Source organism: Vibrio sp. SCSIO 43132 (assembly GCF_019904195.1).
Classification (GTDB): domain Bacteria; phylum Pseudomonadota; class Gammaproteobacteria; order Enterobacterales; family Vibrionaceae; genus Vibrio; species Vibrio nigripulchritudo.
Genome location: NZ_CP063199.1, coordinates 3,580,888 through 3,596,438 on the forward strand (window position 1 = coordinate 3,580,888; position 15,551 = coordinate 3,596,438).

Below are 15,551 nucleotides of genomic sequence, written 5' to 3' on the forward strand. Positions count from 1 at the left end.
CATGAAAAAGATTCTGCTCCTTCTTTGTTGCTGGTTAGGCTTTTTGTCACCAGTACAAGCAGAAAAAGTCGTAGTCGAGAAAGTATCTGCAGAAACGCTCACTCTGGACTGGATAGATCTGATTCCAGAAAGTGAACGCCAGCAGTTTACCGCTGGTGGTATGCCAGTAACGGATCACACCAATGCGAATGTTCAACAATCCAAAGTTGGCAGCGTACGTCAGGAATTGCATGGCAGTCAGGTAAAAATCCCTGGATTTGTTATTCCTTTAGAAGGCGATGACAAGAAAGTCACCGAGTTTTTACTGGTGCCTTACTTCGGTGCTTGTATCCACGTTCCTCCTCCGCCACCGAATCAAATCATCTACGTGAAGTTCAAAGAAGGTGCACCTATCCACCAGCTTTGGGACGTGATTTATGTTGTGGGAACGTTGAAAACTGAGACCATTAATTCCGATTTGGCTGAGACAGGTTATCTGATCGAAGGAATTAAAATAGAAGAGTACGACGACGCTTAAGCCGCATAAAATATGAGTGTTTGGTCTACCTTATTGAATCCTTCATTACACAATGAAATTTGAGAGGTAGGCTAACACTGCGATGTAAATCAAAAGCAAGAGCGCAACGGACACGTGCTTCTTGAGCTTATCTCCTTTGATAAACCGCATATCACCTCCAATATACTCGCAACAATTTTAACAAATCGTTAGCAAGCCGAATAGTCAAAATCTTGATAAAGTTTCGATATACCCAAACTATCGCAAGATGCTAGGTTCAGCGAGAGTTGATTGGCTTTCAGGCAAGGCATCGATTTGAAGGTTTAGTGGTTCTAAATCAAAAATCGATAACGCAGTATGAAAGCCAAGCAAACTCGCCCTTGGGAGCTTATCTTCTGCCTCATTTCGTCGACAAAGAGCTTGGAAAGGAATCATCATTACGCGGCGCTCTTTTCCTTGAACTGAGGCAGAAGATAGAGCTCTGAATCCTGCATCTTGCGGCAGTTTGGGTATAGAACGCTGGACTCGCCCCAGAGAGTGAATTTAGTATATTAATGCAGCACTTAAACTTTATTTGGAATCGAATCAATGGCAGACGACAAAAAGCCTGTAGTCATAGAGCAAACCAGCACCAAAAGCACTTCCAACAAAAAGAGCAGTTACATACGTGACAGTGCCAGCCGCGTTATCCAAATTGCTCAGGTTCATGAGCTGGATGCTCTGCTACAGGATGAAAAACCACAGAAGTCTGCGTTAGAACGAGCCATCAGCCGCCAGAAAAAGAGACAAGAGCAGCGCCAGAAAAATCTGGAACAGATCCTGAAGTTTGCCCATGCCAGTTGTAATAACGAAACCGCAGGTGAACCCGATGCCGACTGGCTACATCGCTTCTTCGATATGGCACAGGATATCCATAACTCCTCAATGCAAAAGCTCTGGAGTCAGGTGCTAAAGCGCGAAATCACCAATCCAGGCTCAACATCAATGAAAGCCTTACAGGTGCTGAAAGACATGTCTCCAAGGGAAGCTCAAAACCTTCAGCGCGCGGCATCTCTGGCATGCAGCTTTGGTAGCGATAACAGTAAGAAGCTACTGCTGGGCTTTAAATCGAAAGACGGCTTTTTCGGTTTCTACAAGAAAGAGAACACCAGTGTAGTAAACATGGGGACGTACCAGCTTCCATACTCAAGTTTATTGCACCTTATTGAATTGGGATTGGTTTTGGGTACCGAGCTGGAATCCGGTGAGGTGGAATTCGACCCTGCCTTAATGGTGAGTTATCAGGGCAAGAACATTGCGCTTCAGCCAATGAGCAAAGGCATTCGCCTGCTGTACTATCGTTTTACCCCCACAGGAGACGAGCTTTGTCGCCTGCTGGGTAACAAACCCAACACCAACTATTACGATCAGTTGCTCGCTCTTCTGGCACAAAAATTCACGGTTCAGACGGAAGCAGGAAGTAACGTTAATCAGAGCGTTTAAGCCAGATTAACAACCCGCTCAAAATCAAAAAGGGAATCACTCAGTGATTCCCTTTATTATTTCAAACCCGTCTTTTTCTACGCGTTATTTGATGATTCCGCGTTGGCGTAAGTCAGCTAAGCAAAGCTCAACCAGCTCATCAATCGTCTTCTCACCGGCTGGCAGATCGATTTCCGGATTTTCAGGCGTTTCGTATTCAGAGTCGATGCCTGTGAAATTTTTGATTTCCCCTGCGCGTGCTTTCTTGTATAGACCTTTCGGGTCACGCTCTTCACACACGTCCAGAGACGTATTGACAAAAACTTCAATGAACTCGCCTTCGTCCAGCATATTGCGAACCATCTGACGCTCTGCACGATGAGGAGAAATAAACGCAGAAAGCACAATCAAACCGGCATCTGCCATCAGCTTAGCCAGTTCGCCAATTCGGCGAATGTTCTCGCGGCGATCTTGTGCAGAGAAGCCTAAGTCAGAGCACAAGCCATGGCGTACATTATCGCCATCAAGCAGATAGGTGTGGTAACCCATCTCGGCTAATTTCACTTCTAATGCGCCAGCAACCGTAGACTTACCAGCACCAGACAAGCCAGTGAACCACAGCACAGCAGGTTGTTGGTTTTTCTGCTTAGCACGAGACGTTTTATCGACAGAATGCTGATGCCATACGACGTTTTCATCGCGCTCTACAGTTACTGTTGTCATTTTCTAGTCCTTTATTTACTGCCACCTCACCCAATCGGCGGTGGACTTAAAATGGGAAAAAATATGGGATCAGTGTCAGCACCAATACTGAGTAAACCAAAGAAATGGGTAACCCGACCCTGATGTAATCCGTTATGTGGTAATTACCCACGCTGTAAACCAGCAAGTTCGTCTGGTAACCGTAAGGCGAGATAAAGCTCGCACTGGCTCCAAACAGTACTGCCATAATGAATGGCATTGGGTCCACGCCATAGCCGATGGCCATACTGTAGCCAAGAGGAAATGCCAAAGCAGCCGCCGCGTTATTGGTGATGAGTTCCGTCAAGACAAGCGTTAGAAGATACGTCGCAATCAACCCTCCTAACACCCCCCAGCCATTGAAGGCTTCGATAAACATGTCACCGATTTTCACAGACAGCCCGGAGGACATCATCAATTGCGCTATCGTCAGCGCACTGCCCACAATCACGACAATATCGGTTGGGAATCGCCGTCTCAGTTCGCTGAACGTAACGGTTCCTGCCGCTAAAAGAATCAGCAGATAACCCGCCAGACCTTTAAGCAAAGGCAACACATCAAGCAAAGCCAAACCAATCACTGTGGCAAAACCTGCCAATACCATGGCGGACTTATTGGCATCCAAGCGTGCTGTGGAATCCAGATCGTTAACCAGTACAAATTCACGTGAGTGTGACTGACGCTCGGCTTCAAATCGTTTACCGGGCACCAGAACCAGCGTATCTCCAGCGGTTAAACGTACGTTCCCTAAACCGCCTTCTAAGCGCTCGTGACCGCGGCGAATTGCCACTACAACGGCGTCAAAGCGTTCACGGAACTGGGAAGATTTCAGCGTTTTGTTGCAAATCGATGCCGATGAGCTCACCACCACTTCAACAAAGCTCTGACCGTTAAGGTGATGCTGACCAAAAAGCGTTAGACCTTGGATCTCTTGAAGTGTCGCAACACTTTCTACGTCACCACAAAACAACAAACGATCTTTCGCCTGCAATACAAAGTCCGGATCCACCGATGCCATGGTTTCACCATTGCGGATCACTTCCGCAAGGAAAAGTTTTCTCAGTGCTCGCAGATTGTTTTCAGCAATGGTTCTTCCAACCAGAGGCGACCCAGGTTCAACAATGGCTTCTAAGAAATAAGGAAGATCATCCTGAGATTGATCATCATGATTAGGCAGAAGGTAGCTCAGTGGAATCAAAATCAGCATCCCACCCACCAATACGGATAAACCAATCATGGTTGGCGTAAAAAAATTCAGGCTTGGTAACCCGGCATCTTCTACAAAGCTGTTGATGATCAGGTTGGTGGAGGTACCGATAAGCGTCAATGTACCGCCAAGAATCGCCGCGTAGCTGAGCGGAATCAGCAAACGGGATGGTGAATGTTGCTGATTGCGTTTTATCGCGCCAATGAGTGAAACAACTACGGCAGTATTGTTGGTAAAAGACGACAATAAAGCCGTTGAAACCCCAAGCTTAGCGACAACAGTTCCTAAACGTCCTTCTGAAATATGTCGGCTTACCCAACTGATTAAGCGGGATTTTTCTAACGCACACGACACCAGAATCAACAGCACCAATGTCAGCAAAGAAGAGTTAGTAAAGTTTGCAGCGATATCGGTGATGTCACTCAGTCCGGCCATATAAGCAAGAAACGCCGCACCAGCAAAAACAATACTCGGCTTAATGCGCGTGACCAGTAAACAGGTCACGATGCCAAGTAGCACTGCTAATACAAATCCTTGTTCCCACATACCCTACTCTCTGAGAAAAGTAAGGGAGCGTTTTCGCTCCCTTATCTAAGGGCTCTCACCCTTGAGCTTATTTAAGTAATTTACTTAAGTCTTTTGCATCCCAATGTGGGAAGTGCTTGCGAATCAGAGCATTCAGTTCCAGTTCAAAAGCGGAGAAATCCCCTACTTGAACTTCAGCTTCGCTCAGACGCTCGCGAATCAGACCTGCACCTACCGTGACATTGGTCAGGCGGTCGATGATGATGAAACCACCAGTATCTGCACAGTCTTGATACGCATCCAACGCTACCGTTTCATTCAGAGACCACTCACAAGCAGCGATACCGTTCAATGGTACTTCTTGAGCGTCATGCTGAGACAGGTTGTTGATGTCGTACTGGTATTGAATCGCTTCAACCTGACCAACGGTTTTCTTACCCGCGATCTTGATGTCGTACTCTTTACCCGGCTTAAGTGCGTCTTCCGTCATCCAGACTACGTCTGCCAGCACGCGGTTGGTTGAGTCGATGTCCGCATTTTCCAGAACAATCAAGTCACCACGGCTGATGTCGATTTCATCTTCAAGTGTTAGCGTTACTGCCTGACCTGCAAATGCAGATTCTAGATTTCCGTCGAAAGTCACAATGCTTTCTACTTTCGATGTTTTACCCGATGGCAGAGCGCGAATCGCATCACCCACTGAAATAGAACCAGAAGACACAGTGCCCGCGAAACCACGGAAGTCGAGGTTTGGACGGTTAACGTACTGAACTGGGAAACGGAACTCGCCGTCGCCTTTCTCCTGATCTACGTCTACATCTTCCAGTAGCTCAAGCAGTGATGGACCTTCGTACCAGCTCATTGGCTCGCTCTTATCCACCACGTTGTCGCCTTCCAGAGCTGAAATTGGGATCAGTTGGATGTCGATGTTGCTTTCAAGCTTCTTAGAGAACTCCAGGTACTCTTGCTTGATTTGCTCGTAACGCTCTTGAGAAAACTCCACTAGGTCCATTTTGTTGACTGCCACAATAAAGTGACGAATACCCAACAGACTTGAGATAAATGAGTGACGACGCGTTTGATCCAGAACGCCTTTACGCGCATCCACAAGGATGACGGCGACGTCACACGTCGACGCACCTGTCGCCATGTTACGCGTGTACTGCTCGTGTCCCGGAGTGTCGGCAATGATGAACTTACGCTTCTGCGTCGAGAAGTAACGGTACGCTACGTCGATAGTGATCCCTTGCTCACGCTCGGCTTGTAAGCCGTCAACCAGAAGTGCCAGGTCAGGCTTCTCACCTGTAGTACCCACACGTTGGCTGTCAGAGTGAACTGCCGCTAGCTGATCTTCATAAATCTGCTTGGAGTCATGCAGCAAGCGACCGATTAATGTACTTTTACCATCATCTACTGAACCACAAGTCAGGAATCTAAGTAGAGATTTGTGTTGGTGTTGATTGAGGTAACCTTCGATCCCCAATTCGGCTAATTGAGCTTCAACAGCACTGTTCATGATTTCTTTCCTTAGATTTAGAAGTAGCCTTGACGTTTCTTAAGTTCCATCGACCCTGATTGGTCGTGGTCGATAGCACGTCCCTGACGTTCACTAGATGTAGCCACCAGCATCTCTTCGATGATTTCTGGTAATGTGGTTGCTTCAGATTCAATCGCACCCGTTAGTGGGTAACAACCAAGAGTACGGAAACGAACGCTTAGCTCTTCTACTTTCTCATCTGGACGAATTTCCATGCGATCATCATCAACCATGATCAGCATGCCATCGCGCTCTACCACTGGGCGTTTTTCTGCCAGGTACAGAGGCACGATTTCAATGTTCTCCAGAAGGATGTATTGCCAGATGTCTAGCTCGGTCCAGTTTGAAAGTGGGAATACACGAATGCTCTCCCCTTTGTTTACCTGACCGTTGTATGTTTTCCAAAGCTCAGGACGCTGGTTTTTCGGGTCCCATGTGTGGTTCTTGTCGCGGAAAGAGTACACACGCTCTTTAGCACGAGACTTCTCTTCGTCACGACGGGCACCACCAAACGCAGCATCAAAGCCGTATTTGTTCAAAGCTTGTTTCAGACCCTGAGTTTTCATGATGTCGGTGTGCTTGGAAGAACCGTGAGTAAACGGACCAACACCCATGGCTAAACCTTCTGGGTTCTTGTGGACCAAAAGGTCAAAACCGTATTTCTCTGCAGTGCGATCGCGAAATTCGATCATTTCTCGGAATTTCCAGTCGGTATCCACGTGCAGTAGTGGGAAAGGAATTTTCCCCGGGTAGAATGCTTTACGTGCTAAGTGCAACATTACCGATGAGTCTTTACCGATGGAGTACATCATGACAGGGTTGTCGAACTCAGCAGCTACTTCACGGATGATATGAATGCTCTCCGCTTCCAACTGCTTTAAGTGAGTTAATCGTTGTTGATCCATTTTCTATCGCTTCCTTTAAGGCTCGTCGACGAGCTTTCAAATTGCTCAGAGTCGAACAAGAGTTACGCAAAACTCATTGCAGGCTCTAAATCTTGTTGGTTTTCACCAAACCAGCTCAGCTTGCTAGACAGACTAACCACTTCCCCTACCACAATGAGGGAAGGCGATTCCGCATGCGCGGCTAAATCCGCCAACTCACTTAGCTGGCCTTTGAATACTTTCTGACAGGATTGAGTACCACGTTCGATGATGGCGATCGGGGTTGAGCTGTCCCGACCATGCTCGATCAACTGATCCTGAATGTAGCTTGATTTCATCAGTCCCATGTAGATAACCAAGGTCTGATTACCACGTGCCAATGTTGACCAGTCCATCTGATCGCTTTCTGCTTTGAGGTGACCAGTAATAAACATGGCAGACTGAGCATAATCACGATGCGTAAGAGGGATCCCCGCATAAGCTGTTGCCCCTGCTGCAGCGGTAATGCCTGGAATAACCTGAAACGGGACACCCGCATCAAAGAGTACTTCCAGCTCTTCACCGCCACGACCAAATACAAACGGATCGCCACCTTTAATACGCACAACCCGATGACCCTGGCGAGCAAAATCCACCAGCAATTGATTGGTCTTCTCCTGAGGCACACTGTGGTGCCCTGCGCGTTTTCCGACACACACCAGAATGGTGTCGTCTGGGACCAATGCCATAATTTCATCAGATACCAGATAGTCGTATAACACGACATCGGCTTGTTGAAGGTAGCTCAGCGCCTTCAGTGTCAGCAATTCAGCATCACCAGGACCAGCCCCTACTAATGCCACTTCGCCCGGACGCAGTTTGCTTTTTCGAAGCGATTTCGAATGGTCTGCCACTAAACGAGGCTTTTTATTAGGGAATGTCAGTGTGTCTTTACCGGCCATGGTGCTCATCATCATTTTTCCTGTGATGCTGGCATTATGACCAGCTACCGTTATTACCTGAAATTCTAAAATTTCATTTTTTATTCGAAAAGTTGATAAGAACAAAAAGGCATGAGAAATCAGCAATGAGCCAATTATTCATTTCGTGGCAAACTTTCCCTACATCGTCCTGAATTTCTATTTATAAGATGCGGTTTAATGAAGCAGTCAATTACAAACCCAACAGAAAATTTGGTCTTTGGCTAACACTCTGACATTTCCACCTTCACCCTAGATCACACAATTGATAAGCAAGACAAATCTGTTTCATGAATTTTTGTTACATTTCGACACGTCCATTTTCATCTTATTACTCTGGAGCAAATCATGAAGCTGGCTGTGAAACCTCTTTCCGTTGCAGTACTTGGCGGCATGTTAACCATTGCGGGTCCGGCAATGGCAGACACCATTAAATTAAGAATCATCGAAACGACAGATATTCACACCAATGTGATGGATTATGACTATTACAAAGACAAGCCATCTCAGAAAATTGGTCTGACGCGTGCAGCAACTCTGGTGAAAGAAGCCCAGAAAGAAGTGACTAACAGTGTGCTGGTCGACAATGGGGATCTGATTCAAGGTAGCCCAATGGGTGACTACATGGCTGCCAAAGGCATCGAAAAAGGCGAAGTTCACCCTGTTTATAAGGCGATGAACCAGCTTAACTACGATGTAGGTAACATTGGTAACCATGAATTCAACTATGGGTTGGACTTCCTAATGGAAACGCTGGACGACGCCAACTTCCCTTACATTAGCGCAAACGTTTTCGATAAGAAAACCGGCGAGCACTACTTCACCCCGTACATCATCAAAACCCACCAGTTTAAAGACACCGATGGCGACATGCAGGAAGTCAAAGTGGGTTACATTGGCTTTGTACCGCCACAAATCATGGTTTGGGATAAGAAAAACCTTGAAGGAAAAGTCTTCGCAAAAGACATCAAAGAGACCGCCGAAGAACTGGTACCAAAGATGAAAGCAGAAGGCGCTGACGTGATTGTCGCGATTCCTCACTCCGGTGTATCAACCGACCCATTCAAAGCGGGTGCTGAAAACTCAACCTTGTACTTGTCTGAAGTAGAAGGTATTGACGCCATTGCGTTTGGTCATGCGCACGCCGTATTTCCGGGTAAAGGGTTCGATAACATTCAAGGCATCGATAACAAGAAAGGCACCATCAATGGTGTAGTTTCTGTCATGCCAGGTCGCTGGGGTAGCCATGTCGGTGTAATGGACTTGGTACTTGAAAAAGACGATGAGGGCTGGAAAGTCTCAGGCGGGCAAGCAGAAGCACGCCCAATCTTTGATAAGAAAACCAAAAGTGCGCTGGCTGAGCCGGATCAAGCGATCGTAAAAGCGCTGGAATCCGATCACAAAGGCACGCGTGACTTTGTTAACCAGCCAATTGGTAAAGCGAATGATGTGATGTACAGCTTCCTTGCACTGGTTCAGGATGATCCAACGATTCAAATCGTCAATTTAGCGCAAAAAGACTACGTAGAACGCTTTATTCAGGGTGACCCTGATCTTGATGGCATTCCTGTTCTGTCTGCGGCTGCACCGTTTAAAGCTGGCGGTCGTAAAAATGACCCAGCTAACTTCACAGAAGTTGAGTCTGGCGAGCTGACCTTCCGTAACGCTGCGGATCTTTACCTATATCCGAACACTTTGGTTGCCTTGAAAGTCACGGGTAATGAAGTGAAAGAGTGGCTGGAGTGTTCTGCCGGGCAATTCAAGCAAATCGATGTGAATTCCACTGCCCCGCAAGGTCTGATTGACTGGGACGGTTTCCGTACCTACAACTTCGATGTGATTGACGGTGTGAACTACCAGATCGATATCACTCAACCAGCGAAATACGATGGCGACTGTAAAGTCATTAACCCGGACTCGGAGCGTATTATTGGTCTGACTTATCAGGGTAAGCCTATCGATATGAAGCAAGACTTCATCATCGCTTCCAACAATTACCGCGCCTACAGCAACAAGTTCCCAGGTACGGGTTCAGAATTTGTGGCGTTCGATGCCCCAGATGAAAACCGCACGGTTTTGGCGAATTACATTTCTCGTGTCAGTCAGGAAAAAGGTCAGTTTGCACCAAGTGCAGACAACAACTGGACATTTGCGCCGATCAACAGCAACACCAAGCTGGACATTCGCTTTGAAACATCACCTAGCGATAAGGCAGCTTCCTTTATTAAAGATAAAGGTCAGTACCCAATGGAGCGTGTGGCAACAGATGACGTAGGTTTCGGTGTCTACCGCCTGGAACTTCAGAAGTAACCCCTACCCAACAAAGCCAACTCTGATTAAGATAAACCGCAGCCAAGGCTGCGGTTTTTTAATGCATCCCACCTATACCAATATATAAACTGAAGTTTTCAGGCAAAACTCGAAAATCCGCTTTTTCCAAAGCTCGAGAAACTTCAACATTTTCGCTATTTGCAGAGTAGAAATGATGATCAGCTCCACCAGTCGCCAGTATCGGAGAGAAGAAATCTGTCTTAATTTTTAAGTGATGTTTTGCGCTGATCGAGGAAATAAATTCTGCTAAGCGAGCTTGCACCTTTTCTTCGTCCAGTTTTTTCGAGAAATAATCTATCTGGTAGTCATCCATAAAACAGAATTGATGTTCATAAATCAACAAATCACCATCATCAAAGAAAAAATATTGCACATACCTTTCCCTGTCTTCTTGCTTGAATGTCTTTAAGACTTTTTCATCATAGTCCACTTTGAGGACTGACAAATTGCAATCATCGGCATAAGCAAACATGGGGAGGAGAATCAATAACCATAGGAATTTTTTCATATTAGATAACCTTAACTTTCATCTTTTTATCGGTTCGAACCTCAATATGCCAGCACTGATTTGAAATATTGGTCTCATCGATATACTTTTCAATGTACCCTTCTTCAGCCAGTTCTTTCAGCCTTTTACTAAATTCATTTTTATTAAAATTATCATTCATAGCTCTTGTAGAGCCGACACCAATATCAATGACATTTAGTTTCTTATATTCTTCAACACTAACAACATGTCTAGATATTCCTTGCCCCGCATCTTTCAATCTATCTATTTCATCAACCATTAATTTTATGGCATCCGTTCGACTTTTATCTTTGTTCTCTTCATAAACTCTTAAGACTTTGTCACCTTTCCAGCTATATAACTTATACTGCTTTTTTAAATTCTTGGACGCCTCACGGTACATAATCGAGGCTTGCTCCTGAGGTGTTCTTAATGTACTTGTAATTACAGCGTGCTTCATGCCAGAACGTGCCAATGCTAGTTTAATGACGGACATTGAGTTCACACTAACAATTCTCTTTGAATTAGGAATATTGTGCTTATATGTAACTTTATATTCATTTAGCGAAAGTTCTGGTTCAGCCTTAAGCATGCAATACTTTTGTCTCGTCTTAATGGAGTTTGATAGTTTTGCTTGCTCCTTCTTGTTAAAGAAAGCTAATAGCGATGAAAATGTTCGCCCTTTAGGGTCTACTCTTCCATCAGGTTTCCAACCCGGCATAATCTTGCGTTGAAATGAAATTATCTCTCTGATGGTATTTTTCCCAGCAATCCCATCATCATCTAACTTTTTCTTTCCTAAATAACTATTTAAAAGCACCTGAACAAGTTTTACATCGTCTTTTTTGTTGATTCCTTTCAAACCTACAGAAGCAGATATATTTAACATCCTAACACCCAATATCTATGCAATAAAAATAGGGATAGATATCACCTGTATTTCCCATAAAATCAACACTATAAACTATACTTATCGACACGCACATCTGATTAATGTAACCAGTACAAATATCAGTTACACTTCTCGCAATGTAAGTACAAGCAAAGATAGATACTCAAAACTGACATGGAAGAATTATTCAAACAGAATCTCGAACAATTCAATCTTTCGAATGATGAAATTGAGTCCATTTTTTCTTGCGCTACCCTACTCGAACTCCCTACTCGGCATATTCTGACGCATCAGGGGGAGTTTCCTTCGCACGTTTACTTCCTGCTGGAAGGGCTTTGCCACGCTTGTTACCTCACCAGTGATGGCAAACAGTACAGCAAAGAGTTCTACTGGGAGGTGGATTGGCTGATCAGCTTCGAAAGCCTGGTGAAGAGCGAGCCGTCTCCTTATCTTCTGGAATCGCTGACACCAATCAAACTGTTGTCGTTTCCGGTCGAATTGATCGAGCGTTGGCGAGCAGAATCTCACCCTCTATATATTCGCCTGCTGGAAACCCAGTTGATGTATAAAGAAGGGAAAGAACGCTTTATGCTGCTTCACTCGCCTGAACAAAAATACAGCCTGTTTTGTGAAACCTATCCAGAGTTGCTATCACGTGTGACCGACTATCAGATTGCAGCCTATCTGGGGATCACACACATCAGCCTCAGCCGGATCAAAAAGCGAATAAAGGATAAAATTAACAAAAGTTAACGAGTACTTACTTTGGTTGTCTTAAGTTGGTCTCTTACGTAATACGAGGTTCACTATGGCAAACTGGCAACTCCTTTCTTTTGATCAACTCTCTAACATCCAGCTCTACCAAATGCTCAAACTACGCGTGGATGTATTCGTGGTAGAGCAAGACTGCCCTTATCCAGAACTGGATGACAAAGACCATTTAGATGGGGTTTATCACCTGCTGGGTTACGAAGGAGAAGAACTGATTGCTTGTGCCAGGTTGCTTGCCAGAGGGATCAGCTACCCAGAAACCACCAGCATTGGCAGAGTGGTGACCAAAGAAAGTGCTCGAGGTCATGGCTTGGGGCATGAACTCATGGAGCAAGCGGTCACTCACCTGGAGATGCAATGGGGGAAAGTGGCAATCAAAATCAGTGCACAACAGCATTTGAGCGATTATTACAATCGACACGGTTTTGTTCAGTGCACTGAGATGTACCTTGAAGACGGTATTCCACATATTGGCATGATAAGAGAGCCTAAGTAACGTGCCGCTCGCTCCGACTAATTTAGCGCTTTTGTTCTTAATCATCGGTAACCTGCTGGCCGCCATTTCGGATGTCGCAGTTAAGATGCTTGATGATGGTGCCAGCGTGTTTCAGTACATGTTCATACGCCAACTCATTTCGGTTCTGGTGATATTGCCACTTTTTCTGCGTTTGCTACCGACGGAAAGAAGGTTGAAAGGTGCCAGTATCAATTTACTTCGCGCCCACCTTATCTTAGTTGGCAGTGGATGTATGATGGTAGCAATTACTCACTTACCGCTCGCTACTGCTAATGCCGTCTTTTATGCCGCGCCACTATTGATGCTTCCTCTGTCTCTGTGGGTATTGAACGAAAAACCCGCCACAGGAAAAGTCATTGGTACTCTTGTCGGTTTTATTGGCGTGTTGTTGGTGCTGCGACCTTCCCAATTCCATTGGGCTGCAATTTTCGCTTTAGGCACCGCCATCACACTGGCGCTGTTCAATGTTCTAGTGCGTAAACTGCCGGGTAATCAGCCTGTATCTGCCACGCTCTTCTGGACTTCTTTGTTCTCCCTCCCCGTTTCCGGGATATTAGCTTGGTTCCACTGGCAACCTCTTTCCATGACTTCTCTGGTCTGGATTGTTCTGAGCGCTGCCTGCATTCTTTCCTACAATGGTTTTGCTGTGGCTGCTTATAAGAAAGCGGAAACGTCTCAAATTGCGCTAGCAGAGTATTCTGGTCTGCTATTTGTCACCTTATTTGGCATCTGGTGGTTTGCTGAAATACCCGACTGGCTGACTGCCATAGGTATCTTGCTGATTGTCTTACCAATGATGCCAATAAAAAACGTTAAGAAGCCTCATTCTCCGCAATAACGTCTAAACTTTTTATGACATGGTGAATACTTCAGCACTTTTATCCGGTCTTTGTTGAAGTTAATACGCTATTCCTGAATGTTCTCTGCTCATCGCAGACATTTCAGAATGGCATCACTGAATTCATACAAAGGTGCAGATAACCGTGGCTGAATATGCGCAACAGTTTAATCTTTGGGCGTCGCAACAGACACTCCTGAGCTTGATGCTTGGGATTGTTCTGATTTCGTATTTGCTTGAAGATCTTGCCATATTGGGTGCAGCCGGACTCGCAACTCAGGATGCCATGCCAACTTCCATGGCATTGCTGGCTATATTTATCGGCATTGCAACAGGCGACCTGGGGTTATATTACCTGGGCAAGTGGGCGCAACGTTCTCGTTGGTTGCGCTATCGACTGCTTTCTCACAAGTCTATGCGCTGGGTGCGGAATAAGCTGCACACACGCCCCATCTTTAATTTATTCATTATCCGATTTATTCCGGGACTGAGAACGTTGGGTTATTCCCTTAGCGGTTTCTTTCAGCTTCCACTGGCATCTTTTATGGCTGCCGTTTTGTTTGCTACAGCGTTATGGACAGCGCTTATCTTTGGCTGCACTTTCTGGCTTGGTCAACAAGCCTGGATTCAAGCCAGCTCTCATCAATGGTTATTGGTTCCGGTGCTCTTCATCACCTTAATCACAGGTAACCGACTCATGAAATCTCGTTTTTCGGGGAGAATACAATGACAAGTTCGCCGATGGCACTGAATAGCCAGATTGAAGCGATCGAAGTAGATACGGGCATCAACAAAGGCATGCCGAAGTTTATACAGGATCAACAAGGCAGTATTTCACCTTATGAATTTTTGCCTGCCTGGGTTTTCTATACACCAGTCGTCCTGCAGAGCCTTGCTCTGGCGCTTCGTTACGGAGACGTTCGTTTACCACTGGTGGCAAACCCTTCTATCAAACTGAGTGGCATGGTGGGTGAGTCAAAGCACGACATTCTTTCTTTGGCAGGTGACTATGCCAAACAGTGGATTTCCCCGTTTATCACCATGACACAAAACGGGGAAAGTAACGCACTTCAGGCAGCTCATGCCTATGAGCTAATGCAACAAAATCAGTTGGATTTTCCTATTGTCGCCAAGCCAGACCTTGGCTGTCGTGGTGCAGGCGTAAAGTTACTGCACAATCTGGAACAACTGGAAGCGTATTTTGCGAGTTTTCCATTGCACTCACGCTTTCTGCTGCAGGAAAAAGCCCCGTACCCTGCCGAAGCCGGTGTGTTCTACATACGCTACCCGGGGGAAAAACGCGGTAAGGTCATTTCTCTGACTCTCAAGTACGCGCCCTTTGTGACCGGAGATGGAGTCTCCACACTCAAGCAACTTATTGAATCCGATTCCCGCGCAGGTCAGTTAACACATCTGTATTTCCCTCGCCATCAGGACAAACTCAATCTCGTACTGGATAAAGGTGAATCTTTTCAGTTGGCATTTGCGGGAAGCCATAGCCGGGGCAGCATATTCCGTAATGGCAACGAGTTTATTTCGGATGCTCTGGCTCGTCAGCTCGACCGTATTTTTGATGATGTGGACGGTTTTTGTTATGGCCGCCTCGACATCAAGTTTCAGGATATTCACCAGCTCATGGATGGAAAGAACTTCACCATATTGGAAATCAATGGTGCCAGTTCAGAGGCTGCACACATTTGGGACAGAAAAACACCTCTTAAAGAGATTTTTTCTACTTTGCTTTTTCAATATCGAACGCTGTTTGCGATCGGCGCACTACAAAAGAAAGCCGGACACAAACCACCGTCTATCAGTCAGCTTCTCGCTGCGTGGCGGGAAGAAAAACAGCTTGTCAGTGTGTATCCGCAAACCGACTAGAATAAG

General features: G+C 45.8%; 15 protein-coding genes. 8 read left to right on the forward strand and 7 right to left on the reverse strand.

The window, feature by feature from the left end; translation table 11 throughout:
- The first annotated feature begins 1 nt into the window (after position 1).
- Together INR79_RS16040 and INR79_RS16045 are read left to right on the forward strand one after the other, a co-directional pair.
- Entirely contained in the window at positions 2-517 is a 516-nt protein-coding gene (locus tag INR79_RS16040) for a DUF3299 domain-containing protein (protein ID WP_004398426.1), read from the forward strand.
- A gap of 567 nt (positions 518-1,084) precedes the next feature.
- Positions 1,085-1,978 (forward strand): TIGR03899 family protein, encoded by an 894-nt coding sequence (locus INR79_RS16045; RefSeq protein ID WP_223095097.1) that lies wholly within the window; start codon positions 1,085-1,087, stop codon positions 1,976-1,978.
- An 84-nt stretch (positions 1,979-2,062) separates the two neighbouring features.
- Here INR79_RS16045 and cysC read toward each other — a convergent pair whose 3' ends face one another.
- The 5 genes from cysC to cobA all read right to left on the reverse strand — a co-directional run bounded on the left by cysC (position 2,063) and on the right by cobA (position 7,792).
- Positions 2,063-2,680, reverse strand: a complete 618-nt coding sequence (gene cysC / locus INR79_RS16050; protein WP_004398428.1) for an adenylyl-sulfate kinase — start codon at positions 2,678-2,680, stop codon at positions 2,063-2,065.
- 46 nt (positions 2,681-2,726) lie between these two features.
- Positions 2,727-4,451, reverse strand: coding sequence for an SLC13 family permease (locus INR79_RS16055; protein ID WP_223095099.1), 1,725 nt, complete (start codon positions 4,449-4,451; stop codon positions 2,727-2,729).
- Between the two features lie 67 nt (positions 4,452-4,518).
- Positions 4,519-5,946: a sulfate adenylyltransferase subunit CysN gene (cysN, locus tag INR79_RS16060; protein WP_004398430.1), complete on the reverse strand. Its 1,428-nt coding sequence runs from the start codon at positions 5,944-5,946 to the stop codon at positions 4,519-4,521.
- A gap of 17 nt (positions 5,947-5,963) precedes the next feature.
- Positions 5,964-6,872 (reverse strand): sulfate adenylyltransferase subunit CysD, encoded by a 909-nt coding sequence (gene cysD, locus INR79_RS16065; protein ID WP_004398431.1) that lies wholly within the window; start codon positions 6,870-6,872, stop codon positions 5,964-5,966.
- A 62-nt stretch (positions 6,873-6,934) separates the two neighbouring features.
- On the reverse strand, positions 6,935-7,792 hold the full coding sequence (gene cobA / locus INR79_RS16070; RefSeq protein ID WP_038125075.1) for a uroporphyrinogen-III C-methyltransferase: 858 nt from the start codon (positions 7,790-7,792) through the stop codon (positions 6,935-6,937).
- A gap of 366 nt (positions 7,793-8,158) precedes the next feature.
- On the opposite strand from cobA, the gene cpdB reads away from it, so the two are divergent.
- On the forward strand, positions 8,159-10,120 hold the full coding sequence (cpdB, locus tag INR79_RS16075) for a 2',3'-cyclic-nucleotide 2'-phosphodiesterase (RefSeq protein ID WP_045964799.1): 1,962 nt from the start codon (positions 8,159-8,161) through the stop codon (positions 10,118-10,120).
- 58 nt (positions 10,121-10,178) lie between these two features.
- On the opposite strand, the gene INR79_RS16080 is transcribed toward cpdB, so the two are convergent.
- A complete protein-coding gene (locus INR79_RS16080; RefSeq protein WP_223095101.1) occupies positions 10,179-10,649 on the reverse strand; it encodes a hypothetical protein in 471 nt (156 codons plus the stop codon).
- A 1-nt stretch (position 10,650) separates the two neighbouring features.
- Positions 10,651-11,538, reverse strand: a complete 888-nt coding sequence (locus tag INR79_RS16085) for a peptidoglycan-binding domain-containing protein (protein WP_223095103.1) — start codon at positions 11,536-11,538, stop codon at positions 10,651-10,653.
- A gap of 177 nt (positions 11,539-11,715) precedes the next feature.
- Between INR79_RS16085 and INR79_RS16090 the strand changes: the two genes are divergently transcribed.
- From INR79_RS16090 to INR79_RS16110, 5 genes are all read left to right on the forward strand, one after another.
- On the forward strand, positions 11,716-12,294 hold the full coding sequence (locus INR79_RS16090; RefSeq protein ID WP_223095105.1) for a Crp/Fnr family transcriptional regulator: 579 nt from the start codon (positions 11,716-11,718) through the stop codon (positions 12,292-12,294).
- 55 nt (positions 12,295-12,349) lie between these two features.
- Positions 12,350-12,808: a GNAT family N-acetyltransferase gene (locus tag INR79_RS16095; protein WP_223095107.1), complete on the forward strand. Its 459-nt coding sequence runs from the start codon at positions 12,350-12,352 to the stop codon at positions 12,806-12,808.
- 1 nt (position 12,809) lies between these two features.
- Complete coding sequence (locus INR79_RS16100; RefSeq protein ID WP_223095109.1) at positions 12,810-13,667, forward strand: DMT family transporter; 858 nt, start codon at positions 12,810-12,812, stop codon at positions 13,665-13,667.
- Between the two features lie 205 nt (positions 13,668-13,872).
- A complete protein-coding gene (locus INR79_RS16105) occupies positions 13,873-14,397 on the forward strand; it encodes a DedA family protein (protein ID WP_375342720.1) in 525 nt (174 codons plus the stop codon).
- Between the two features lie 11 nt (positions 14,398-14,408).
- On the forward strand, positions 14,409-15,545 hold the full coding sequence (locus INR79_RS16110) for a glutathione synthetase ATP-binding protein (protein ID WP_022551704.1): 1,137 nt from the start codon (positions 14,409-14,411) through the stop codon (positions 15,543-15,545).
- The last annotated feature ends 6 nt before the right edge of the window (positions 15,546-15,551 follow it).

What these genes read in the sequence shown, in the direction of transcription:
- INR79_RS16040 (WP_004398426.1), top strand. Translation starts at nt 2, where the DNA reads ATGAAAAAGATTCTGCTCCTTCTTTGTTGCTGGTTAGGCTTTTTGTCA.
- INR79_RS16045 (WP_223095097.1), top strand. Translation starts at nt 1,085, where the DNA reads ATGGCAGACGACAAAAAGCCTGTAGTCATAGAGCAAACCAGCACCAAA.
- cysC (WP_004398428.1), bottom strand. Translation starts at nt 2,680, where the DNA reads ATGACAACAGTAACTGTAGAGCGCGATGAAAACGTCGTATGGCATCAG.
- INR79_RS16055 (WP_223095099.1), bottom strand. Translation starts at nt 4,451, where the DNA reads ATGTGGGAACAAGGATTTGTATTAGCAGTGCTACTTGGCATCGTGACC.
- cysN (WP_004398430.1), bottom strand. Translation starts at nt 5,946, where the DNA reads ATGAACAGTGCTGTTGAAGCTCAATTAGCCGAATTGGGGATCGAAGGT.
- cysD (WP_004398431.1), bottom strand. Translation starts at nt 6,872, where the DNA reads ATGGATCAACAACGATTAACTCACTTAAAGCAGTTGGAAGCGGAGAGC.
- cobA (WP_038125075.1), bottom strand. Translation starts at nt 7,792, where the DNA reads ATGGCCGGTAAAGACACACTGACATTCCCTAATAAAAAGCCTCGTTTA.
- cpdB (WP_045964799.1), top strand. Translation starts at nt 8,159, where the DNA reads ATGAAGCTGGCTGTGAAACCTCTTTCCGTTGCAGTACTTGGCGGCATG.
- INR79_RS16080 (WP_223095101.1), bottom strand. Translation starts at nt 10,649, where the DNA reads ATGAAAAAATTCCTATGGTTATTGATTCTCCTCCCCATGTTTGCTTAT.
- INR79_RS16085 (WP_223095103.1), bottom strand. Translation starts at nt 11,538, where the DNA reads ATGTTAAATATATCTGCTTCTGTAGGTTTGAAAGGAATCAACAAAAAA.
- INR79_RS16090 (WP_223095105.1), top strand. Translation starts at nt 11,716, where the DNA reads ATGGAAGAATTATTCAAACAGAATCTCGAACAATTCAATCTTTCGAAT.
- INR79_RS16095 (WP_223095107.1), top strand. Translation starts at nt 12,350, where the DNA reads ATGGCAAACTGGCAACTCCTTTCTTTTGATCAACTCTCTAACATCCAG.
- INR79_RS16105 (WP_375342720.1), top strand. Translation starts at nt 13,873, where the DNA reads ATGCTTGGGATTGTTCTGATTTCGTATTTGCTTGAAGATCTTGCCATA.
- INR79_RS16110 (WP_022551704.1), top strand. Translation starts at nt 14,409, where the DNA reads ATGGCACTGAATAGCCAGATTGAAGCGATCGAAGTAGATACGGGCATC.